Here is a 20,904-nt window from a genome sequence, read left to right on the forward strand (position 1 = left end):
GACTACGACGTGCGGGTGGCCACGGCCTCCAGTACGTGCTGCGCCTCGACCCGGTCCTTGGCCCGGCGGCGGTCCTCCAGGACCGATGTCCAGGCGTTTCGGCGGGCAGTGCGCTGGCCGTTGCTCAGCAGAAGTGACTCGACGGCGCGGAGGGCGCCGCCGACGGACGGGATGGTGTTGGCGCGTACGGTCTGGGGCGCGGCCTGCATGATGGGGGTCCCCTCGGGACGGCAGCGGATACATGCGTGGAGTGGAACAGAGACACCGGGTGACGCATCTGAAGCGGTGTGTAATCCCAGGGTCACTGATTGGTGTTACCAAGGCATGTCGAGGTGGTCAAACACCCGTGAAGTCTCGGTGTGGCTCCGGAAACGCCCGACGCGGCCCGCAGGACCCCCTGACCTGCGGGGATCATACGGACCGCGTCATCTCGGCCATTACTGCACAGTAGTTGCTTGTGCGCAGATTCACACGGCGGCGGCGCCGCGCCGGTCCATCGCCTGCTGGAAAAGCCGGCCCGCGCGGTACGAGGACCGGACCAGCGGCCCGGACATCACGCCGGAGTAGCCGATCTCGTCGGCCTCCTCCTTGAGCTCCACGAACTCGGCGGGCTTCACCCACCGCTCGACGGGGTGATGGCGAGGAGAGGGGCGCAGGTACTGCGTGATGGTGATCAGCTCGCAGCCCGCGGCGTGCAGGTCGTGCAGGGCCTGGCTGATCTCCTCGCGCTCCTCGCCCATGCCCAGGATGAGGTTCGACTTGGTGACGAGACCGGCCTCGCGGGCCTTGGTGATGACCTCGAGCGAGCGCTCGTAGCGGAAGCCGGGACGGATCCGCTTGAAGATGCGGGGCACCGTCTCGACGTTGTGCGCAAGCACCTCGGGACGGGAGGAGAAGACCTCTGCCAGCTGCTCGGGCACCGCGTTGAAGTCGGGGATGAGCAGCTCGACCTTGGTGCGGCCCTCGGCCCGGTCGGCCGTCATCGCGTGGATCTGCCGCACGGTCTCCGCGTACAGCCAGGCCCCGCCGTCCTCCAGGTCGTCGCGTGCGACGCCGGTGATGGTGGCGTAGTTCAGGTCCATCGTGACGACGGACTCACCCACCCGGCGCGGTTCGTCCAGGTCCAGGGCGGCCGGCTTGCCGGTGTCGATCTGGCAGAAGTCGCAACGGCGGGTGCACTGGTCGCCACCGATGAGGAAGGTCGCCTCGCGATCCTCCCAGCATTCGTAGATATTGGGGCAGCCCGCCTCCTGGCAGACCGTGTGCAGACCCTCAGCCTTCACCAGGGCCTGCATCTTGGTGTACTCGGGGCCCATCTTCGCCCGGGTCTTGATCCACTCGGGCTTGCGCTCGATGGGGGTCTGGCTGTTCCGGACCTCCAGACGCAACATCTTGCGCCCGTCGGGTGCGACAGCGGACACGTCCGGCTCCCTACAGCTTCGATTCTTCGGCGAACACCAGGGTACGCCCGTTGTTTGTATGGCCTGCCTCAGGCCAACCCATGGCCGCGCAGGTGCATTCCCCCGCCCGGCCGGCCTCCGTCTACGCCGGGGCGGGCTCGACGGTACGCGGGGCCAGGGCGGCGTTCTCCAGTACGTCCCGCAGATGCTTCTCCACCACCGGGAGCACCTCGGCGACCGTGACCTCACGGCCCAGTTCGTACGAGAGCGAGGTCACACCGGCATCCCGGATGCCGCAGGGCACGATCCGGTCGAACCACGTGGTGTCCGGATTGCAGTTGAGTGCGAAGCCGTGCATGGTCACGCCCTTCGCGACCCGGATGCCCATGGCGGCGATCTTCCGGTCCTCGCGCCGCTGGCCCGCGTTGGACGGGGCGTACTCGGGACCGTTCATCCGGGGGTCGAACTCGTCGTCCTGCATCCGGGGATCCAGGTCGAGCGAGAGGCCGCCGACCGAGGGGCGCTGCTCCACCGGGTCACCGAGCACCCAGACGCCGGCGCGGCCCTCGACCCTGCTGGTCTCGACTCCGAACTCCGCGCAGACCCTGATCAGGGCGTCCTCGAGGCGGCGCAGATGCGCGATGACGTCCACCGGGCGGGGCAGCTTCTGGATCGGATAGCCGATCAGCTGCCCGTACCCGTGCCAGGTGATCTTGCCGCCGCGGTCCACGTCCACCACCGGGGTGCCGTCGAGCGGGCGCTCGTTGTCCGCGGTGCGCCGGCCTGCCGTGTAGACGGGCGGGTGCTCGAGCAGCAGCACGGTGTCCGGAGTCTCGTCCGCGAACCGTGCGGCATGCACCTCGCGCTGCTTCTGCCATGCCTCCCGGTACTCGACGGCTTCCTCGCCGAATCCCAGACGGACAAACCGCAGCTCACTCACGGCAGCTCCTTCGCTTACGGACAACGCACCCATCCGGGTGACACCCCTCAGCCACTGTACGACCGCATTGAACGACAGCCTCGCGGGGGCAGAAACGGAACCTCCTCACACGAACGGATGAATCCGGGGCGTAGGTGGCGGTATGGGCGGCGTGGCCAGCTAAATTCACGCCGTTCCATGAGGGCTGCTCCCGGCCCGGAAGGCAGGAGACAGCACAGCTGATGACGGAACGAACCCCGCAGCGCACGCCCAACCGCCAGCTCGCCACGCTCATCGCAGAAGCCGGTTTCTCGCATGCGGGTCTGGCCAGAAGGGTGGATCAGCTCGGCCTCGAGCACGGTCTCGACCTGCGGTACGACAAGACCTCGGTGACCCGCTGGCTGAGGGGCCAGCAGCCGCGCGGCACCACCCCCGCCCTGATCGCGGAGGTCTTCACCCGGCGGCTCGGCCGGCGGCTGTCGGCACAGGATCTGGGGCTCGACGCGTGTGCGCCGGTGTACGCCGGGCTGGAATTCGCCGGTACGCCGGATGAGGCCATCGACATCGTCAGTGGGCTCTGGCGCAAGGACTCCGGAAGCCATGCCGAACTCCGCAAGATCGCATTCACTCCGGCCGGGCTCGTGGTACCGAGTCGCGACTGGCTGATCGGCCGCGCCGACGACTGGAGCGTTTCCACGGCGGCCGGAGCGGGGACGGCGGCGGGCCGCGGCGAGCCGCTCACCAGAGGCTCCCGGATGCCGCAGGTGTCCCGTCCACCGGTGCAGGTGTCCCGTCCGTCGGTACCGAGGCAGCGGCAGAGCGACCGCGCACCGGGGCAGCGGGTCGGCCCCGGCGACATCGCGGCGCTGCGCGCGGTCGGCGAACTCTTCTGCACCCTGGACCACGCGTATGGCGGCGGGCACGCAAGGCAGGCGCTGGTGCGCTATCTGGAGCACGAGGCCGAGCCGATGCTGCGCGGTTCCTACGGGGAGGCGATCGGGCGGAGGCTGTTCGCGGCCGCGGCCGATCTGACCCGGCTGGCCGGGTGGACGTCGTACGACATCGCGGCGCACGGCCTCGCGCAGCGCTACTTCGTCCAGGCGCTGCGGCTCTCGCAGGCCGCAGGCGACCGGGCGTACGGCTCGTACGTCCTGGTCACCATGAGCCGGCAGGCGGTCTATCTCGGCCACGGCCGGGAGGCGGTACAGCTGGCCAGGGTCGCCCAGCAGGGCGTCGGCTCGTCGGCGCCCCCGGTCGTCCAGGCGCTCCTGCACTCGGTCGAGGCACGCGGACACGGCGTACTCGGTGAGGCCCGGGCCTGCTCGGCTTCGCTGCTGCGGGCGGAGAAGGCGATGGAGGCCGCACGGCCCGGTGACGAGGTGCCGCACTGGGCCCGCTACTTCGACGAGGCGCAGATGGCCGACGAGTTCGGCCACAGCCACCGGGACCTCCAGCAGTACCGGCCCGCCGCGCAGTACGCCGAGCGATCCCTCCAGCTGCGCGCTCCGGGCTTCGCGCGCTCCCGGCTCTTCTCCCGGGTGGTGCTCGCCACCGCCCGGCTGGGGCTCGGGGAGCTGGAGCAGGCGTGCGCACTGGGGGCCGAGGCGGCGCAGCAGGCTGGGGAGATGCGCTCGGTGCGGGCCGTTGAGTACGTGCGGGACTTCGAACGGCGGCTTGAACCGTACCGGGACGCCGCCGCCGTACGCGGGTACCGCGACCGGGTCGCCGCGATCGGCTGACCTGCCGTGCGCCCGGCCGCGCGTGCCGTCGTCCCGCAGGTCGCCCGGCCCACCCGGCCGGGCCCACCCCACCCCACCCCACCCGGCCCGGGTGGGCCGCCCGGTCACGCGGCGAGCGGCAGCAGGTCGGTGGTGATGTCCGGCTTTATGCCGAAGTCGCGCATGACCTGCTCCGCCGCGCGGCGGCCGGAGTACAGCGCGCCCTGGACGGTGCTGGTGTCGCGGTGGTCGCCGCAGACGTAGAGGCCTGCCAGCAGCCGGACCGGGCGGCGCAGGTCGTGCGGCGCCGGCATCGCGGGGACGGCCCGGGGGTCGTGATGGCAGGCGAGCAGTTCCCAGTCGTCGGTCGGCGTGCCGTAGAGGGTGGCCAGCTGGGCGCGGACGATGCGGTCCAGGCCGGGCGGAGGAGTGGCCAGGCCGAGCACGGTGGACGAGATCAGCACCTTGCCACGCGGCGCCCGGGTGGGGTCGACCTCGCTGATGACGGCGGTGTGCGCCACCGGGCCCGTGCGGTCGGCGTCCAGCAGCAGGGCCGGGTCGGCGAGCGGGCTCCGGGGGGCCGTGTGATGGAGGACCGTCACGGGGTGGAAGGCGGGTATCCGCAGACCCGGCAGCAGCCGGGCCGCTTCGACGGCGTCGGTGGCGATGAGCAGGGCGCGGCAGCCGATCCGGCCCATCTCATCGGTGGTGACCGATGAGATGGACGCCGATGTGACACGCACCCCGGTGTGCACCGTTCCGGCCGGCAGGGTCGCGGCCAGCTGCTCGGGGAGCGTGGCCGCGCCGCCCGCGGGCAGACACAGCCTGCCCCTAGCGAATCCGCGCAGCGCCAGATCGGCGCAGCGGCTCGACGTGGTCAGGTCGGGATCGCACAGGAGCGTGGACAGCAGCGGCTTCAGGAAGCAGCTGACGGCGCTCCCGGGCAGGCCCCGGGAGCTGAGGGCGTCCCGGGTGGTCTGTTCCGGCCGGGCCAGGAGACGGTCCACCGGGACTGCCGCCAGACGGCCGAGCGCTGTGCCGATACGGGCCTGGCCCAACGCGCCCCCCACCGCGGCGCGTGGGGCGCTCCTGAGGGCGCGCGCTGCGGAGAGTGCGCCCCATGCGCTCCCTGATTCGCCCATGCGATGGTGCCGTCCGTCACTGTGCACCAGGACACCGGGGGAGAAGAGCCTGAGGTCGACCTCGCTCAGATACGGGGTGCGGAGCAGTTCCGGGTACGAGGTGTTGAGCAGCTGCCAGGCGCGGTCGAGGCGGAAACCGTCCACCTGCTCGGTGGACATCCGTCCGCCCGGCTCGGGAGCGGCCTCCAGGACGCTGACGCTGACTCCGGCGCTGGTCAGCCGGTGAGCCGCTGACAGGCCGGCCGTTCCGGCCCCGACGATGACGACGTCGGCATGGTGTGCGCTGTTGAGCACGTGCCCCTCCCCGAGGTCGGCGCGGCGCGGTGCGTGGTGATGCGGGGGGCTACTTCCCCCCATCGGCCGCGGGAATGCCCTGGTCCGGGTCGAGAGTAGGGAGGGGGGAGGCGCGCGGCGCAGGCGCGCGGGGCGGGAGCACAGGGGCGTGGGGTCGCACGGCGGGGCCGGGGCCGGTTCAGCTCATCCCGGGGCCGCCCGGCCGGCCTTCACCCCAGGGCCGCCCGGATGGCGTCGTCGATCCCGGGGAACGCGAAGGTGAAACCCGAATCCAACAACCGCCCGGGCACCACCCGCTGACTCATCAGCACATCCCCCGCGAACTCCCCGAGCGCCAGCCGCAGCGCCGGTGCCGGCACGGGGAACGGAGTGGGGCGGTGCAGCACGCGGCCCATCGCAGCGGTGACCTCGCGGTTGGTGACCGGCTCAGGGGCGGTGAGGTTCACCGGCCCTGACAGCGCATCGGTGTCCAGGATGTGGCGCAGGGCGGCGACATGGTCGTGCAGCGCGATGAAGCTCCAGTACTGGCGGCCGTCGCCGATCCGGCCGCCCAGGCACGCCTTGAAGAGCGGGAAGAGCCTGCCCCATGCTCCGCCCTCCTTGGCGACCACCAGACCGGTGCGGGCGAACACCGTGCGGATGCCCGCCTCTTCGGCGGGGCGGGCGGACTCCTCCCAGTCCACGCAGAGCGAGGCCAGGAATCCGTCGCCGGGTGGCGCGCTCTCGTCGGTCACCCGGTCGCCCGTATCGCCGTAGAAACCCAGCGCACTGCCGCACAGCAGGACCCGCGGCGGCACGTCGAGCGAGGCGGCCGCATCCGCCAGGGTCGCGGTGCCCAGGATCCGGCTGTCCCTGAGCTCTTTCTTGTAGGCGTCCGTCCAGCGGTGGTCGCCCACCCCGGCGCCGGCCAGATTGACCACGGCGTCACTGCCGGCCAGGCCGGCCGTGTCCACGTACTCCCGCGCGGGATCCCACTCCACTTCGCCGGATGCCCGTGGCGGGCGGCGGACCAGCCGCACCACTTCGTGGCCGTCGGCACGCAGGGACTGCCCCAGTGCCGTACCGATGAGTCCTGACGCCCCGGCGATCGCGATACGCATGGCCCCATCCTCACCCATGGGGGCCCTGTGGCGTCGTGCCCTCGCGTGGCAGAGTGACCCGCATGCCGGAGTCGAACGTCCGTGTTGCCGTGCTCGCCGACGGTGAGGCACTCGCCGCTCTCGACCGGGAGACCTGGTCGACGCTGCACGCCGTCCAGCCCAGGCCCCGGCCGCCGTATCCGCCCTTCTTCGACGGCGGAAGCGCGCCCGGCGACCATCTCGTCGCCGAGCTGGACGGCGTCCTGGCGGGCTACATACGGCTGGTGCCCGCCACCCCGCTCATCTGCAACGCGCACGTCCGCCAGATCCAGGGGCTGGCGGTCGCCCTCCCCGCCCGGGGCCGGGGGGTCGGCAGGGCACTCCTCAGGGGCGCGCTCGCCGAGGCCGGCCGGCAGGGCGCGACCCGGATCACCCTGCGGGTGCTGGGTCACAACACGCCGGCCCGCGCGCTGTACGCCTCCGAGGGGTTCGCCGTGGAGGGCGTGCTGCCGGGCGAGTTCAGGCTGGCGGGCCGTTACGTCGACGATGTGCTGATGGGGCGGAGCCTCACGGACTGGTGAAGCCGGAGGCGGCAGCCCCGGGCCTGCGGTGGACCGGCCGGCGTGCCGGGCGGTCGGGCGGTCAGGACCCGAAGCGCTCCCAGAGGCGCGGGAACCGCTCGGCCAGCGCCTCGTCGTCGAAGTCCGCCGGTGTTCCTTCCGGCTCGGCGGGCTGCGGAGGAATCCCGAGGTCGGGTGCCTCGGCGCCGGTGAGCTGTTCGTATGCCTCGTCGGCCGCGTAGCCGAGTTCCTCCCCGTCCCCGTCGACCTCGGTGTCGAAGTCGTCGAGCAACTCGGCGAGGGCGTCCGGATCGTGCAGCGCCCCCTCGAAGATCTCCCGGCCCTGGCCGATCAGCCAGCAGCGGAAGTAGTCGAACGCGTCGGCGTCCGCCTCGCCGAGCAGTACGGCTGCCGCGCCCCACAGATCCCATCGGTAGGCACGGTTGTAACGGGTCTCGAAGTACCTGGAGAACTCCAGCACGGAGTCCGGGTCGAGCTGCAGCAGCCGGTCGGTGAGCAGGTCGGCATGGTCCTCGGGGTCGCCGTCCGCGGCCGCGCGGGTGCTGTCGATGGTCTCCCAGAAATCCGTCTCGTCCCTCACGCGTCCAGCATCATGGTTGGCGGGGTCCGGCGCACGCGGAGCGCCGAGGTGACAGCCGTCTCGTTACCGGGTGGTGTGACCGTCCGATGATTCACTCGTTTGACGGGTACAGCGATTCCGATCACTCACCCCGAAGGGGCCATCCCCGTCATGCGCATGCCACAACAGCCGGACACAGCGCGGACCGGCGTCGCCCGGGTGGGCCTGGACCAGGCCGAAGCCGCCCTTGTCGAGCACTACCCCAGCCTGGTGCGTCTCGCCTATGTCACCCTGCCGCCGTCGCTCGGACGCCACCGCAGGGTGCTCACCGCACACGCCACTGTCCAGCGCGCGCTGCGCAGGGTACGCGGCGGCGAACCCGGGGAGGAGCCACGGGTACCCGCACAGCGGGGCGGCGCGGAGGATCCCGCCTACGCCCTGGTCAGACGCGAGGTGCTGACCGCTGTTCTGGCGTACGGCAGGCGGCCCCGCTGGTGGCCCCGGCGGCTGCCCGCACCCCGTACGGTGCGGCCGGTGCTGCCCGCCGTCTGGGGGCTGCGGTTCTTCCCGCGTTCCGGCGGGGCGGACGAACTCGCCCTGGAGCAGGCCCTGTCCGGGACCACGGCGGCGGCCCGTGCCGCACTGGTGCTGCACCGGATCGAGGGCCTGGGTGAGCAGGCGACCCGCACCCTGCTCACCCGGGCAGGGGCCACCGACGCGGGGTCCGCACTGCGCACCGCGCACCGCCTCGCCCGGATGCCGGCGGCAGCGGGGGCCGGGGCGCTGCTCCGCTCCGACGAGTTCGATCCCACCCTGGTGCACACCCGGCCGACGGACCTGATCCGGCGCGGACAGCGCATCAGGCTGGCCAGAGGGGCGGGCGCGGTAGCCGCCGTGCTGGCTGTCGCCCTGGCGGTGGCCGACCGGGGCGGCTCCTCCGCACCGGTGGCCGCGACCGGGACCCGCGACGGCTCGGTGAGCGCACGCGCCGTCGACCCCGCTCTGCTGCTGAGAGCGCCCGCCCAGGAGTGGTCGGACACTTCCCGGATCGACTTCACGGTCTGGCCGGCGCGCGGCAGCCGCAAGGACGACAGGGGACTGCTCGGCCGGGCCCTGAAGGTCTGGGCGAATCCGGCCCGCACGGTGAGAGTCACCGCGACGCCAAGCACCGCGACGGTGCCGCCGGCCCAGCCGCCCCGGCTGCTCTGGGCGGGAAATCTGGACGGGGCGGCGGTGACCCTGTTCGCCGACCGGGACCGGATCGTCAGATACACCGAGCCCACCGACGGCGGGGGCGCGCCCGCGCTGGACTTCGCCCGTACGGACGACGCGGATGTCACCACCGGGGCCGCGGTCGTCATCGCCCGCGCCGGCGACAACGCGCGCTTCCTGCTGGCTCCCTGGGTCGCCGAGTCGGCCACCCGGGACCTGCTGAAACCGGATGCTCCGGCACGCGGGCTCGCTGTCGGCGGCGCGGGGGTCACCGCGCCCCTGGCGCGGCCGGCGGCGGGGAGTGCCAACTGCCACTCCTGGCCTGCGCTCCAGCTGCGCTCGTCGAGCAGGATCGCGGAGAACCACGCCTTCATCCTCACGGATCTGGGAGACCTCACCCCCGTCCATCTCACCTACACCCCGCCACCCGGCGGCGGGGCACCGGCCGGGCAGCCGCGCGAAGCGACCGGCAGCCAGGCGCTGTTGAGCTGGGCGCACACGGCCTGCTCGCTGAACGGGGTACGCGGCACCGGAGTGCGGGCGGTGAACAACTGGGAGTACGCCCGCCAGCAGCTTCCCGAACACGCGGGCCGCGCCTCCTGGGTGTGTGCCAGGGCCGACACCTGGCAGGGCCCCGGCCGCGTGTCGGTGCAGCTCCAGCTGCCGGCCGCATCCGATTCGGCGCCCGACGCGGTCGTCGCGACGGAACGGAACACCGCGGTGTGCAGCCGCTTCGGCCGGCACGTGCTCGCGGACGCCAAGTGGAGATCCAGGGCGGGGCACTGGTATCTGCTCGGAGCCGGCAGCCGGGAGACCCGCAGGATCGAGGTGACCGGCGGTGTGCACGGCACCGCCGCCGGCCCGACGCTTGCCGTCCGGGCGGGGCAGGCCAGCCATGCCGTCATGACGGCACGGCTGGCGAACGGGGAGACTCTGAAGGCCCTGGGATAAATCCGGACAGAAGTTGTCGGGTAACCGTGCGACGGTGAGACGCATGGAGACCGACACACCACTGACGGGACGCATCGCCCTGGTCGCAGGGGCCACGCGCGGCGCAGGCCGGGCCATCGCCGTACAACTCGGTGCCGCGGGCGCCACGGTGTACGCGACCGGCCGGACCACCCGCGGAAAACGCAGCGAGATGGGCCGGCCCGAGACCATCGAGGAGACCGCCGAACTGGCGACGGAGGCCGGTGGTCACGGCATCGCCGTACCCACCGACCATCTGGAGGAGAGCCAGGTGCGTGCCCTGGTCGAGCGGATCGACCGGGAGCAGGGCCGGCTCGACATCCTGGTCAACGACATCTGGGGTGGTGACCACCTGACCGAGTTCGGCAAGGAAACCAAGATGTGGGACATCGAGCTGGCGCGAGGGCTGCGCATGCTGGAGCTCGGTGTCAAGAGCCACATCATCACCAGCAGTTACGCACTGCCTCTGCTGGTGCGTCACCCCGGCGGACTGGTCGTCGAAGTGACGGACGGGACGGCCGAGTTCAATCGTGCCTACCGGGAGAACTTCTACTTCGACCTCGCCAAGAACGCACCGATCAGGATGGCGTTCAACCTGTCCCACGACCTGAAGGCGGTGGATGGCACGGCGGTCTCTGTCACCCCCGGCTTTCTGCGCTCCGAGGCGATGCTCGACCTCTTCGGTGTGACCGAGGAGAACTGGCGTGACGCGATCGCCGAGGTGCCGGAATTCGTGATCGCGGAGTCCCCGGTGTTCGTGGCGCGGGCGGTGGCTGCGATCGCCGCGGACGCCGAACGGGCGCGCTGGAACGGCCAGTCGCTGTCCAGCGGACAGCTGGCGAAGGAGTACGGCTTCACCGACGTGGACGGGAGCCGGCCGGATGCCTGGGGCTACTTCACGGACGTGGTGCTCGGCGACAAGGACGCTCCGGCCGGCGACTACCGCTGATCACTGCTGATCAGCCGAGCGGACCGGCCCTGCGGTCCGCTCGGCGATCAGCGGTACGGCCGGGCCGGGCACGGCCACGATCGGGTCGGTTAGTTCAACAAAAAGTTGAATATTTGCGTATATGCCGGGAATCGTTGACAGGGTCATGCAGAGACCCATTGAATATCTCATAGTGAAAATCAAAATCCACATGGTGGAAATTGAGTGCTGTCTCGCGTACGTGCGAGGGCTTCTTCCCCTCCACCACCCGTTCATGCGGCCGTCCCGTCCTGCCCACTGCCCTGTCGCCGGGCGGAGCTGTCCGTTCACGCGGTCGATCACGGCTGCCTGAGGAGGTTCTTCACCCCATGAAACCCATCCACGCGCTCGGCGCGGTCCCGTTCATCGGGATTCTGGGCGGCATCTTCGTCGCCAACCGGGTCACGCCCTACGTCCTGGGGATGCCGTTCATCCTTTTCTGGCTGGTCATGTGGGTCGCACTGAGCTCGGCGTCGATGGCCGTCGTCTACCGGCTGGACCCGGCGAACCGCGAGGAGCGCACGTCATGACCGCCCTCGCAGTCATCCTGGTGTTTCTCGCGGCGGCCATGGGACTCGGGCTGCGCGCCCGGAGCGGCAAGGACATGGACCTGGAGCAGTGGTCTGTCGGAGGCCGGGGGTTCGGCACCACCTTCGTCTTCCTGCTGCTCGCCGGCGAGATCTACACGACGTTCACGTTCCTCGGCGCCTCGGGCTGGGCCTACGGCAAGGGCGCTCCGGCGCTCTACATCCTGTGTTACGGCTCGCTCGCGTACGTCATGTCGTACTGGCTGCTGCCGCCCATCTGGCGCTACGCCAAGGAACACCGCCTGATCTCTCAGTCGGACTTCTTCGTGGCCAAGTACCGGAGTCCGCTGCTGGGGGCGCTGGTGGCTCTGGTGGGAGTCGTCGCGATGGTCCCGTATCTCGTCCTGCAGCTGAAGGGGCTGGGGATCATCGTCTCCGTGTCCTCGTACGGCCATATCCCGTCGCACTGGGCGGTCATCATCGGCACCGTCGTGCTGACCGGGTACGTGACGATCTCCGGCATCCACGGATCGGCGTGGACGGCGCTGCTCAAGGACATCACCATCCTGCTCGTCGTCCTGGCCATCGGCATCTATCTGCCGGTGCACTACTTCGGAGGCATCGGCGGGATGTTCCACGCGGTCGACGCCGCTCAGCCGCACTTCCTCACGCTGCCCTCCAGCGGGATGAGCCCCGCGTGGTTCGCCTCCACGGTGCTGCTGTCGGCGATCGGGTTCTACATGTGGCCGCATTCCTTCAGTGCTTCCTACACCGCTCAGAACGAGAAGGTCTTCCGGCGCAACGCGATCTTCATGCCGCTGTACCAGCTGATCCTTCTCTTCGTGTTCTTCGCCGGTTTCACCGCCATCCTGGTGGTGCCAGGACTGAAGGGTGCGGACGCGGACCTGTCACTCTTGCGGATCTCCACGGCGTCCTTCCCCCCGTGGATCGTCGGCATCGTCGGAGGAGCCGGTCTGCTCACCGCCCTGGTCCCCGGCTCGCTGCTGCTGATGACATCGGCGACCTGCCTCGCGAAGAATGTGTACCTGCTGGCCCGCCCCCGGACGACGGACGCGCAGGTCGCACAGCTCGCCAAGCTGCTCGTCCCGGTACTCGCCCTGGTCTCCCTGTACTTCACCTTCAACGGGGGCAGCTCCCTGGTCTCCCTGCTCCTCATGGGATACGCCCTGGTGACGCAGCTCTTCCCGGCGGTGCTGGCGAGTCTGTTCCGCCGTCGGCAGGTCACCAGGCAGGGCGCGGCCGCGGGCATCGTCGTGGGCGTGGCCACCGTCGCATGGAGCACCATCTCCGGCGCCACGGTGGGGAGCCTGACGCCCGCACTGCCCCAGGCGGTCAAGGACCTCAACGTCGGAATCATCGCGCTGCTGCTGAACTGCGTGGTGACGATCGCGGTGTCGGCCGCCACCCGCGAGCGGGAGCCGGCCCACTCGGTTCCGGCGGAACCCGGACCGGGCACCGCGGCCCTCGAGGCAGGCGCGGATCTGCGCTGAGCACCCGGACCGCTCAGCGGTACAGGGCCGCGGCTCTCGCCGTCGCACCGGCGAAGCGATCGCGCAGCTCCGCCGGTCCGAGGATCTCCGCATCCGGGCCCAGCGCGAGCAGCTGGCCGTACGCCACATCCAGCGACTCGACGGGCAGGGCGACGGTCACCCTGCCCAGCGAGTCCGCGGCTGCGGCGGACGCCAGCGCCTCGCGCGCGGCCTCGCCGTCCACGGCGTACGGGAGCCTGGCGGCTCCAGCCGCCGAGAGCCGGACCTCGACCTCCGCACGGAGGATCGACCGGGCGAACGCGGCCGCCTGCCGCTCCCAGAAGGCGGGGAGATCGAAGCTGTCGTCGCGCACGAACCGGTCGTCGCCGGAGACCTCCACCGTGCTGAAGCGCTCGACACGGTAGACCCGGAAGTCCTCGTCCGCGCGGGCACAGAGATACCAGACACCGGCCTTCAGCACGAGGCCGTACGGATCGAGAACGCGCTGCACACCGGATCCGTCCCGGCGGTCGTACCGGGCGCGGACCCGGCGGTCGGACCAGACCGCGTCGGCGAGCGGCGGAAGCAGCTCCGGTGTCTCCGGCTCCTGATACCAGCCGGGTGCGTCCAGGTGGAAGCGCTGGGACGCGGACGACGACGCGTCGCGAAGAGAGGGGAGGAGAGCCGCCGAGACCTTCAGGCGTGCGGCCGAAGCGGCGTCGGCGAGGCCCATCTGCCGCAGCGCGCCCGGAACCCCGGAGAGGAAGAGGGCTTCGGCCTCGGGACGCGCGAGACCGGTGAGCCTGGTGCGGTAGCCGGCGGTCAGGCGGTACCCACCGGACCGGCCACGCTCCGCGTACACCGGGATCCCGGCTTCGGAGAGCGACAGCGCATCACGGGTGACGGTGCGCTCGGACACCTCGAGCTCCTGCGCCAGCTCGGCTGCCGTCATCATCGGCCGGGACTGGAGCAGGAGCACCATCTTGATCAGGCGGGCGGCGCGCATGCTCACAGCATGCACGCCGCCACTGACATCGGACCCGGCGATCAGACGCCGTAGCGGGCCCTTGCCTCCTTCACGGCCGAGACCGGGACCTCGCCCCGCTTGGCGAGTGCGGCGAGAGCGGCGACCACGATCGACTGCGCGTCGACACCGAAGTGCCTGCGGGCGGCCTCCCGGGTGTCGGAGAGGCCGAAGCCGTCGGTGCCGAGCGAGGAGTAGTCCTGCTCGACCCACTGGCTGATCTGGTCCGGCACCTGCCGCATCCAGTCGCTCACCGCGAGCACCGGTCCGGGGGCACCGGCCAGCGCCTGGGTGACGTACGGCGTGCGCTGCTCGCCGTTGAGCAGTGCCTCGTCCGCGGCCATCGCGTCGCGGCGCAGCTCACCCCAGGAGGTCGCGGACCAGACGTCACCGGTGACACCCCAGTCGTCGGCGAGAAGCTGCTGCGCCTCGAGGGCCCAGTGGATCGCCGTACCAGAGGCGAGCAACTGGATGTGCGGGGCGCCCTCGGCGGCCGCGCCGTCCTTGAAGCGGTACAGACCGCGGACGATGCCCTCCTCGGCTCCCTCGGGCATCGCGGGCTGCTGCTTCGGCTCGTTGTAGACCGTCAGGTAGTAGAAGACGTTCTCGGCGTCGGGCCCGTACATCCGGCGCAGACCGTCCTTGACGATCACCGCGATCTCGAAGGCGAAGGCCGGGTCGTAGTTGAGCGCCGCGGGGTTGGTGGCGGCGATCAGATGCGAATGGCCGTCCGCGTGCTGCAGTCCCTCACCGGTCAGGGTGGTGCGCCCGGCGGTCGCACCGACGATGAAGCCGCGGCCGAGCTGGTCGGCGAGCTGCCACATCTGGTCGGCGGTGCGCTGCCAGCCGAACATCGAGTAGAAGATGTAGAAGGGAATCATCGGCTCGCCGTGCGTGGCGTACGACGTGGCGGCGGCGATGAAGTCGGCCATGGCGCCGGCCTCGGTGATCCCCTCGTTGAGGATCTGGCCGTTCGTGGCTTCCTTGTAGTACATCAGCTGGTCGCGGTCGACCGGGTCGTACGTCTGCCCGAGCGGCGAATAGATGCCTGCCGAGGGGAACAGCGACTCCATACCGAAGGTACGGGCCTCGTCGGGGACGATCGGCACCCAGCGTTTGCCGGTCTCCTTGTCCCGCATCAGATCCTTCATCAGCCGGACGAAGGCCATGGTGGTGGCCATCTCCTGCTGACCCGAACCCTTGATGAGGGCCTTGAACGCCCGCTCCTCGGGCTCCGGAAGGACCACCTGGTGCACCCGGCGGGCCGGGGCGGGGCCGCCGAGCTCCGCGCGGCGCTCCTGGAGGTAGCGGACTTCGGGGGAGTCGGCACCGGGGTGGCCGTAGGGCACCAGGCCCTCGTCGAGCCTGGCGTCCGGGATCGGCAGGTCCAGCAGGTCGCGCATCACGCGGAACTGCTTGCCGTCGAGCTTCTTCATCTGGTGGTTGGCATTGCGCGACTCGAAGCCCTCACCGAGAGTGTGGCCCTTCACCGTCTGCGCCAGGATCACGGTCGGCGCGCCCTTGAACTCGACGGCCGCCCTGTACGCCGCGTACACCTTGCGGGCCTCGTGGCCACCGCGCGAGGAGTGGAAGCACTCGGCGATCTTGGCGTCGGTGAGCACCTTGGCCAGCTCGGCCAGCGCGGGCTCGGCTCCGAAGAAGTGCTCACGGATGTAGGCCACATCGCGCGTGGCGTACGTCTGGAACTGCGCGTCCGGCACCTCGCGCAGGCGGCGCACCAGTGCGCCCTTCGTGTCGAGCTGGAACAGCTCGTCCCAGGCGGAGCCCCAGAGCGTCTTGATGACGTTCCAGCCGGCCCCGCGGAACTGGGCTTCCAGCTCCTGCACCACACGGAAGTTGGCGCGTACCGGGCCGTCGAGGCGCTGCAGGTTGCAGTTGATGACGAAGGTCAGGTTGTCGAGCTTCTCGCGGGCCGCGAGCGTCAGTGCCGTGGTCGACTCGGGCTCGTCCATCTCGCCGTCGCCGAGGAACGCCCAGACATGCGAGTTCGAGGTGTCCTTGATTCCCCGGCCTGCCAGATAGCGGTTGAACCGCGCCTGGTAGATCGAGGAGATCGGGCCGAGGCCCATGGAGACGGTGGGGAACTCCCACAGCCAGGGCAGCCGGCGCGGGTGCGGGTAGGACGGCAGTCCCTCGCCGCCCGCCTCCTGGCGGAAGTTGTCGAGCTGCTGCTCGCTCAGGCGTCCGTCGAGGAAGGCGCGGGCGTAGATACCGGGGGACGCATGGCCCTGGATGTAGAGCTGGTCGCCCGACCCACCCTCCTTGCCGCGGAAGAAGTGGTTGAAGCCGGTTTCGTACAGCCAGGCGGCGGAGGCGAAGGTGGCTATATGGCCGCCGACGCCGAAGCGCGAGCCGCGGGTGACCATCGCGGCCGCGTTCCAGCGGTTCCAGGCGGTGATCCGGCTCTCCATCGCCTCGTCACCGTCGAAGACGGGCTCGGCGGAAGTCGGGATGGTGTTGACGTAGTCGGTCTCCAGCAGCTTGGGCAGCGCGAGACCGGCGCCGTCGGCCCGCTCCAGCGTGCGGCGCATCAGATATGCGGCACGGTGGGGGCCTGCGGCCTTGGTTACGGCGTCGAGGGAAGCCGCCCATTCGGCAGTCTCCTCCGGGTCGCGGTCCGGGAGCTGGTCCAGCTCGCTCGGAAGCTTGCCTACGGGGTCGGTCATGATCGCCGCCTTCCGGACAGAACAGGGGTGAAGAAAAGGCCCGGTCTGGCAGGACAGGGCGACGGGCTGGGTGAAGCCCGCCGTCGACTTTAAGTCGCTGATCGATGATCGATCAAAGGGTTCGAGGGAAAATCTTTCCGGAAAGTAAAAAGTCGGCATGCGGTGCCACGAAGTGGGGCACGCAGTGCCTGGAACGCACGCCCAAACTAGGCGCGGGGCGCACATCCGAGCACATGGTCCTTGACCAGCGGACCGATCTGCGGGTCCCGTCGCCTGAATGCCTCGACGAGTGCCTCGTGCTCCTCCGCGTATGACTTCTGCACCGTTCCCAGCCACCGGATCGACAACGCGGTGAACACCTCGATGCCGAGCGACTCCCAGGTGTGCAGCAGGACGCTGTTCCCGGCGGCCCGCACGAGTTCCCTGTGGAAGGCCACCGTGTGCCTCACCTGCGCGGCGCTGTCGGCCACCCGGTCCGCCGCGTAGAGCGCGGCGACCGGCGGTTCGAGCACCGAGACATCGGCGGCCAGCCGGTCCACGGCCAGTTCGGCCGCGATCTGTTCGAGACCGGCCCGGACCGGATAGCTCTCCTCCAGGTCCGCGGCGGTCAGATTCCGCACGCGTACACCCTTGTTGGGGGCCGACTCGATGAGCCGCAGAGTCTCCAGCTCGCGCAGCGCCTCCCGCACCGGCGTCTGACTGACCTCCAGTTCCACGGCGATCCGCCGCTCCACGATCCGCTCACCCGGCTTCCAGCGCCCGCTGACGATGCCCTCCACGATGTGCTCGCGGATCTGCTCGCGCAGGGAGTGGATGACGGGCACGGTCATGGCGGGTACTCCTTAGCGGGGGTGTGCACGAGGTTACCGGCGATTATCCCGTCGCAGTGATGGGTGTGACCGGCCTGGCACGGGAGGCGATCCGGGCGGAGCGAATTGACCATTCGTATCCGTACGGTGACCTGAAGCGACTGTGATGGGTGGCCGGATACGTCAATCGCTCTGTTTTGTGCCGGATGAACCGGTGGATCAGCCGGTCGCAGCACGCTCGAACGGGCCAGGCGTATCGATCTCCCAACCAGGCCCGAACTGAGCGGCGTGATGAACGAAACCGTGCTGCGGATGCCAGTCGGAGATGCCATGTGACGCCGCGCGTGGGTAGAGGCCTCCGACAACCTCGCCGGACGCGGGGAAGTCTCGTCAGCCGGCGCGTAGCAACTCGGTGTCTCCCTTGGCGCCGTTCACGACGAGCGCCGGCACGACGGCCACCACCAGGCCGGCGAGCCCGACGCCTCCCAGGACGCCCACAGCGGCGAAGCTGAATCCGACGCCTCCACGGGTGACCTGAGTGATCGCGAGATTCACCAGCACATGAAGGGACAGCGCGCAGCAGGCCGCCGCAGCCGTGGGCAACAGCAGTTGGAACGCCTGCGCGAGGCGCAGAGTACGGGCGGGGGCGCCGGTCGCGACCAGCAAGCCGGTCGTCCTCGCACGGGAGAGGGCCGCATCGAAGGCAGCGATGATCAGGACTCCCAGCAGCAGCACGCACACGGCCACAGTGGTACCCGTCGTGGCCACCACCAGTGGAGTGATCTCGGCTCGGATCTGATGGAGTTGGGCAGATGTACTGTCCAACTGCGCGTGTGGATCGGCCGCGAGCAACCCGCCGCGCACCGAGTCCTCGGCAGTGGAGCGTTTCTCGGGGAACACCAGCAGCAGACCAGGAGTACTTTGCGGCAGGTCGCGCAGGGCGGGCGAATCCGGGGGCAGGAGCAGCGTGGCGTCCAGCCGCGCTGCGCCGTCGACCGCCGGAAGGTCCAGAACCGCCCGCGGGGCGACCACGGTGAAAGTGGTGCCCTGGGTGCCGGCCGAGCTGTCAGTGAACACGGTGCTGGCTCCGGCGTGGAGATCGGGATCCAGCCCGCTTTGTGTGATCCTCATCGCAGCGCCCTGCCGACAGGCCGGGACATGACGTCCGAGCCAGGTGTCGATCCAGTGGCAGTCGGCCACCAGCACCGCGTTCAGCGACGGCGCACCGGATGCGGTCGCTGCCGCCTGGTATCTGCGTACCGTGAGCGCCGCTCGGGCCCCGGGAACATGGCCTTTCGCTGCGGCGAGCACTGCCTTGGACGGGTGCTCCACCGAGACGGCACGGCCCGCCGGGGTCGCGAGCTGCTCTTCGAGCCAGTACCCCTCGGACTGGCGCAGTGTGCCCACTGCCAGCTGAGCGGATCCGGCTGTCACCATGACGATGGCGAGTGCGGCCACACTTCGGGTGACAGGGCCGGCGCCCGCCCGGATCTGGCGCCCCGCGAGTTGCATCCACACGCGGTCGGCCCGCCTGGCGAAGGGCCTGGCGACACCGCGGGTGAGTGCTGGGATGAACCAGGCCAACCCAGCCAGGCTCAGCACCAGAGCGGTATAGAGAACCGTCATCTGCGCCGGTGAGACGAACGTGTCGTAGCGCGGTCCGCCGAAGCCGATGAGATAGCCGAGCAATGCCATGCCCGTCAGCAGCGGAATCATGGCCCAGAAGCGCGGCGTGCGGACTTTGTCCGCGCGGCGTGCGCTGTACGGGTCCCGAAGCGCACTCCGGGCCTCGCGGCGGGCGATGCGCACAGCGAGCCACGGCACGAGCACGCTGACGAGAATGCCGGTCAGGCCGGGCTGAGCCGCCCCCGGATACCAGCCGTAATCCGCGACCGTCCACCCTGTGGAGAGCACCCGCAGGCACGAGAACGCCACCCAGGCGAGCAGTACTCCCGCCAGTGCCACCGCGAGGATCTCTCCTGAGAGGACTGTGGCGGCCTGGCGCTCCGATGCGCCTGCCAGCCGCAACGCCGCAAGTCTCCGAGCGCGGGCCCGGCCTGCCAGGCGGGTACTGGTGGTGACCATCAGGATCAGCGGAATGGTCAGGACGCCGACGACCGCGAGCAGGACCCGGTCGGCTGCCGACGTGTCGGCGTCCGCTACCTGCGTAGCGATCCGCCCGGCACCGAATGCGGTGATCTGATCGGCGTCCGGATCACCGGCCAGACCGCGGGTCCCCACGTACGCCATGAGTTCGCCCGGCTCCAGGAGCCCATCTGCCGAGATGACTTCGGACCGGCTGTCACTCCCCCCGCAGTAGCGTTCACGCAGCGACGCGGAATCAGGCCTTGCGGTCAGCAAGTCCCGCAGAGCCGGTGAAACAGCGCAACGGCCGGGGCCCGGCAGCTTTTTCAGGCCCGGCGGTGTCGGCACAGGATGGACGGAGGCCGCCTGGAAGTCCACAAGGACCCGGGTCACCGGTCGGCCGTGCCAGGTGTCCTGCGCTGTCAATACATAGATGCCGGTCGCCGCATCGCCGCCCCTGATATCAGCTGTGACCGGAGATCGCGCGACGGACGCGTCAGCGCGGTGGTCTACGACGGAGTGGGCCCCGGCCGCCGCCAGCAGGACCAGCACCACGGCAGCCATGCCACACACCGCGAGCAGTAGCCGGGCGCGGGAGGCACGGCCTTCGACCAGAGCGCTGCGAGCCCCCATGAGCAGAAGTCTCACAGCGTGACTCCCTGGGCCCCGGTCCGTCCGTCGGTGACGACAACCGTACGGTCCGCGGCAGACGCGACGGTGCTGTCATGAGTGACCAACAGGACTGAACTGCCGCGTACCCGTGCCTGGTCCAGTAGCAGCGCCAGTACTTTCTGTCCGCTGTCGGCGTCCAGGGCCCCGGTCGGTTCGTCCGCGAAGATCACTGCTGGCTCGTGGACCAGCGCGCGGGCTACTGCTGCACGCTGCACCTGCCCCCCGGAGACCTGACCGGGGCGACGCTGGGCCAGCTCGGCGATTCCTACGTCACCCATGGCCTCACGGGCTCGACGTTCCGCAGGCGCTCGGCGTACGCCTGCGAACCGCAGCGGCATGGAGACGTTCTCCAACAGGCTCAATTCTGGGGCCAATTCACCGAACTGGAAGACGAAGCCGAACGAGGTCCGGCGCAGTGCGCTCCGTTCCTCGTCCGAACCATCATCAATTCGCGTCCCGCGGAAGGCGACCCTCCCACCGGATGGCCGGACGATTCCGGCAAGGCACAGCAGCAATGAGGTCTTGCCGGACCCGCTGCGTCCGACGACACCGATGCTTTCCCCCGGCTGGACTGTCAGAGACGCACCCGCCAGCGCGTGGTCCGATCCGTAGGTAAGCCGGAGATCTTCTCCCGTGAGCAACCTGTTCACCCTCTTGCTCATGTTACTGCCGTGCCTGGACGCGTCTGTGCCGCAGGGATGCGGTATCCCGGCGGCACAGACGATGGACCGGTAGGTCAACGATCAGTTGAGGTCCCAGGTCTTGGTACT

Annotated in this window: 18 protein-coding genes; 6 read left to right on the forward strand and 12 right to left on the reverse strand. The window is 70.1% G+C overall.

The window, feature by feature from the left end:
• Positions 1-2: 2 nt before the first annotated feature.
• The 3 genes from OHS16_RS23240 to lipB all read right to left on the reverse strand — a co-directional run bounded on the left by OHS16_RS23240 (position 3) and on the right by lipB (position 2,340).
• Positions 3-209, reverse strand: coding sequence for an SCO2195 family GlnR-regulated protein (locus tag OHS16_RS23240; protein ID WP_328539171.1), 207 nt, complete (start codon positions 207-209; stop codon positions 3-5).
• A 258-nt stretch (positions 210-467) separates the two neighbouring features.
• Positions 468-1,421 (reverse strand): lipoyl synthase, encoded by a 954-nt coding sequence (lipA, locus tag OHS16_RS23245; protein ID WP_328539172.1) that lies wholly within the window; start codon positions 1,419-1,421, stop codon positions 468-470.
• Between the two features lie 121 nt (positions 1,422-1,542).
• Positions 1,543-2,340, reverse strand: a complete 798-nt coding sequence (gene lipB, locus OHS16_RS23250) for a lipoyl(octanoyl) transferase LipB (protein WP_328539173.1) — start codon at positions 2,338-2,340, stop codon at positions 1,543-1,545.
• A 221-nt stretch (positions 2,341-2,561) separates the two neighbouring features.
• Between lipB and OHS16_RS23255 the strand changes: the two genes are divergently transcribed.
• On the forward strand, positions 2,562-4,058 hold the full coding sequence (locus OHS16_RS23255) for a regulator (RefSeq protein WP_328539174.1): 1,497 nt from the start codon (positions 2,562-2,564) through the stop codon (positions 4,056-4,058).
• Positions 4,059-4,162: 104 nt separating this feature from the next.
• Here the strand turns inward: OHS16_RS23255 and OHS16_RS23260 are convergent, their stop codons facing one another.
• Together OHS16_RS23260 and OHS16_RS23265 are read right to left on the reverse strand one after the other, a co-directional pair.
• Positions 4,163-5,473, reverse strand: a complete 1,311-nt coding sequence (locus tag OHS16_RS23260; protein ID WP_328539175.1) for an NAD(P)/FAD-dependent oxidoreductase — start codon at positions 5,471-5,473, stop codon at positions 4,163-4,165.
• 209 nt (positions 5,474-5,682) lie between these two features.
• Entirely contained in the window at positions 5,683-6,573 is an 891-nt protein-coding gene (locus OHS16_RS23265) for a TIGR01777 family oxidoreductase (RefSeq protein WP_328539176.1), read from the reverse strand.
• Between the two features lie 62 nt (positions 6,574-6,635).
• On the opposite strand from OHS16_RS23265, the gene OHS16_RS23270 reads away from it, so the two are divergent.
• Positions 6,636-7,133, forward strand: a complete 498-nt coding sequence (locus OHS16_RS23270) for a GNAT family N-acetyltransferase (protein WP_328539177.1) — start codon at positions 6,636-6,638, stop codon at positions 7,131-7,133.
• Positions 7,134-7,194: 61 nt separating this feature from the next.
• On the opposite strand, the gene OHS16_RS23275 is transcribed toward OHS16_RS23270, so the two are convergent.
• The gene (locus OHS16_RS23275) at positions 7,195-7,713 is read right to left on the reverse strand and encodes a DUF4240 domain-containing protein (RefSeq protein ID WP_328539178.1); all 519 of its coding nucleotides are present in this window, start codon (positions 7,711-7,713) and stop codon (positions 7,195-7,197) included.
• Positions 7,714-7,869: 156 nt separating this feature from the next.
• Between OHS16_RS23275 and OHS16_RS23280 the strand changes: the two genes are divergently transcribed.
• Positions 7,870-9,855 (forward strand): hypothetical protein, encoded by a 1,986-nt coding sequence (locus OHS16_RS23280; protein WP_443042788.1) that lies wholly within the window; start codon positions 7,870-7,872, stop codon positions 9,853-9,855.
• 43 nt (positions 9,856-9,898) lie between these two features.
• Entirely contained in the window at positions 9,899-10,822 is a 924-nt protein-coding gene (locus tag OHS16_RS23285) for an SDR family oxidoreductase (protein WP_328539180.1), read from the forward strand.
• On the opposite strand, the gene OHS16_RS23290 is transcribed toward OHS16_RS23285, so the two are convergent.
• Complete coding sequence (locus tag OHS16_RS23290; protein WP_328539181.1) at positions 10,823-10,969, reverse strand: hypothetical protein; 147 nt, start codon at positions 10,967-10,969, stop codon at positions 10,823-10,825.
• Positions 10,970-11,169: 200 nt separating this feature from the next.
• Here OHS16_RS23290 and OHS16_RS23295 point away from each other — a divergent pair, with 200 nt between their 5' ends.
• Together OHS16_RS23295 and OHS16_RS23300 are read left to right on the forward strand one after the other, a co-directional pair.
• Positions 11,170-11,370: a DUF3311 domain-containing protein gene (locus OHS16_RS23295; RefSeq protein WP_328539182.1), complete on the forward strand. Its 201-nt coding sequence runs from the start codon at positions 11,170-11,172 to the stop codon at positions 11,368-11,370.
• Positions 11,367-12,878, forward strand: coding sequence for a sodium:solute symporter family protein (locus OHS16_RS23300; protein ID WP_328539183.1), 1,512 nt, complete (start codon positions 11,367-11,369; stop codon positions 12,876-12,878). Before OHS16_RS23295 ends, OHS16_RS23300 begins: the two co-directional genes overlap by 4 nt.
• A gap of 13 nt (positions 12,879-12,891) precedes the next feature.
• Here the strand turns inward: OHS16_RS23300 and OHS16_RS23305 are convergent, their stop codons facing one another.
• The 5 genes from OHS16_RS23305 to OHS16_RS23325 all read right to left on the reverse strand — a co-directional run bounded on the left by OHS16_RS23305 (position 12,892) and on the right by OHS16_RS23325 (position 20,796).
• Entirely contained in the window at positions 12,892-13,863 is a 972-nt protein-coding gene (locus tag OHS16_RS23305) for a helix-turn-helix transcriptional regulator (protein ID WP_328539184.1), read from the reverse strand.
• A 41-nt stretch (positions 13,864-13,904) separates the two neighbouring features.
• Positions 13,905-16,568, reverse strand: a complete 2,664-nt coding sequence (gene aceE, locus OHS16_RS23310; RefSeq protein WP_328539185.1) for a pyruvate dehydrogenase (acetyl-transferring), homodimeric type — start codon at positions 16,566-16,568, stop codon at positions 13,905-13,907.
• 206 nt (positions 16,569-16,774) lie between these two features.
• The gene (locus OHS16_RS23315; RefSeq protein WP_328539186.1) at positions 16,775-17,398 is read right to left on the reverse strand and encodes a GntR family transcriptional regulator; all 624 of its coding nucleotides are present in this window, start codon (positions 17,396-17,398) and stop codon (positions 16,775-16,777) included.
• 369 nt (positions 17,399-17,767) lie between these two features.
• Positions 17,768-20,110: a hypothetical protein gene (locus tag OHS16_RS23320; RefSeq protein WP_328539187.1), complete on the reverse strand. Its 2,343-nt coding sequence runs from the start codon at positions 20,108-20,110 to the stop codon at positions 17,768-17,770.
• Positions 20,107-20,796, reverse strand: coding sequence for an ABC transporter ATP-binding protein (locus tag OHS16_RS23325; RefSeq protein ID WP_328539188.1), 690 nt, complete (start codon positions 20,794-20,796; stop codon positions 20,107-20,109). The genes OHS16_RS23320 and OHS16_RS23325 overlap by 4 nt, the downstream gene beginning before the upstream one ends.
• Positions 20,797-20,904: the final 108 nt, after the last annotated feature.

Origin of the sequence: Streptomyces sp. NBC_00344, from assembly GCF_036088315.1 — a bacterium.
Lineage (GTDB): Bacteria > Actinomycetota > Actinomycetes > Streptomycetales > Streptomycetaceae > Streptomyces.

Excerpts from the sequence above, each read along its gene's own strand:
- OHS16_RS23240 (WP_328539171.1), bottom strand. The coding sequence starts at position 209 with ATGCAGGCCGCGCCCCAGACCGTACGCGCCAACACCATCCCGTCCGTC.
- OHS16_RS23255 (WP_328539174.1), top strand. The coding sequence starts at position 2,562 with ATGACGGAACGAACCCCGCAGCGCACGCCCAACCGCCAGCTCGCCACG.
- OHS16_RS23265 (WP_328539176.1), bottom strand. The coding sequence starts at position 6,573 with ATGCGTATCGCGATCGCCGGGGCGTCAGGACTCATCGGTACGGCACTG.
- OHS16_RS23270 (WP_328539177.1), top strand. The coding sequence starts at position 6,636 with ATGCCGGAGTCGAACGTCCGTGTTGCCGTGCTCGCCGACGGTGAGGCA.
- OHS16_RS23280 (WP_443042788.1), top strand. The coding sequence starts at position 7,870 with ATGCCACAACAGCCGGACACAGCGCGGACCGGCGTCGCCCGGGTGGGC.
- OHS16_RS23285 (WP_328539180.1), top strand. The coding sequence starts at position 9,899 with ATGGAGACCGACACACCACTGACGGGACGCATCGCCCTGGTCGCAGGG.
- OHS16_RS23290 (WP_328539181.1), bottom strand. The coding sequence starts at position 10,969 with ATGACCCTGTCAACGATTCCCGGCATATACGCAAATATTCAACTTTTT.
- OHS16_RS23295 (WP_328539182.1), top strand. The coding sequence starts at position 11,170 with ATGAAACCCATCCACGCGCTCGGCGCGGTCCCGTTCATCGGGATTCTG.
- OHS16_RS23300 (WP_328539183.1), top strand. The coding sequence starts at position 11,367 with ATGACCGCCCTCGCAGTCATCCTGGTGTTTCTCGCGGCGGCCATGGGA.
- OHS16_RS23305 (WP_328539184.1), bottom strand. The coding sequence starts at position 13,863 with ATGCGCGCCGCCCGCCTGATCAAGATGGTGCTCCTGCTCCAGTCCCGG.
- aceE (WP_328539185.1), bottom strand. The coding sequence starts at position 16,568 with ATGACCGACCCCGTAGGCAAGCTTCCGAGCGAGCTGGACCAGCTCCCG.
- OHS16_RS23315 (WP_328539186.1), bottom strand. The coding sequence starts at position 17,398 with ATGACCGTGCCCGTCATCCACTCCCTGCGCGAGCAGATCCGCGAGCAC.
- OHS16_RS23325 (WP_328539188.1), bottom strand. The coding sequence starts at position 20,796 with ATGAGCAAGAGGGTGAACAGGTTGCTCACGGGAGAAGATCTCCGGCTT.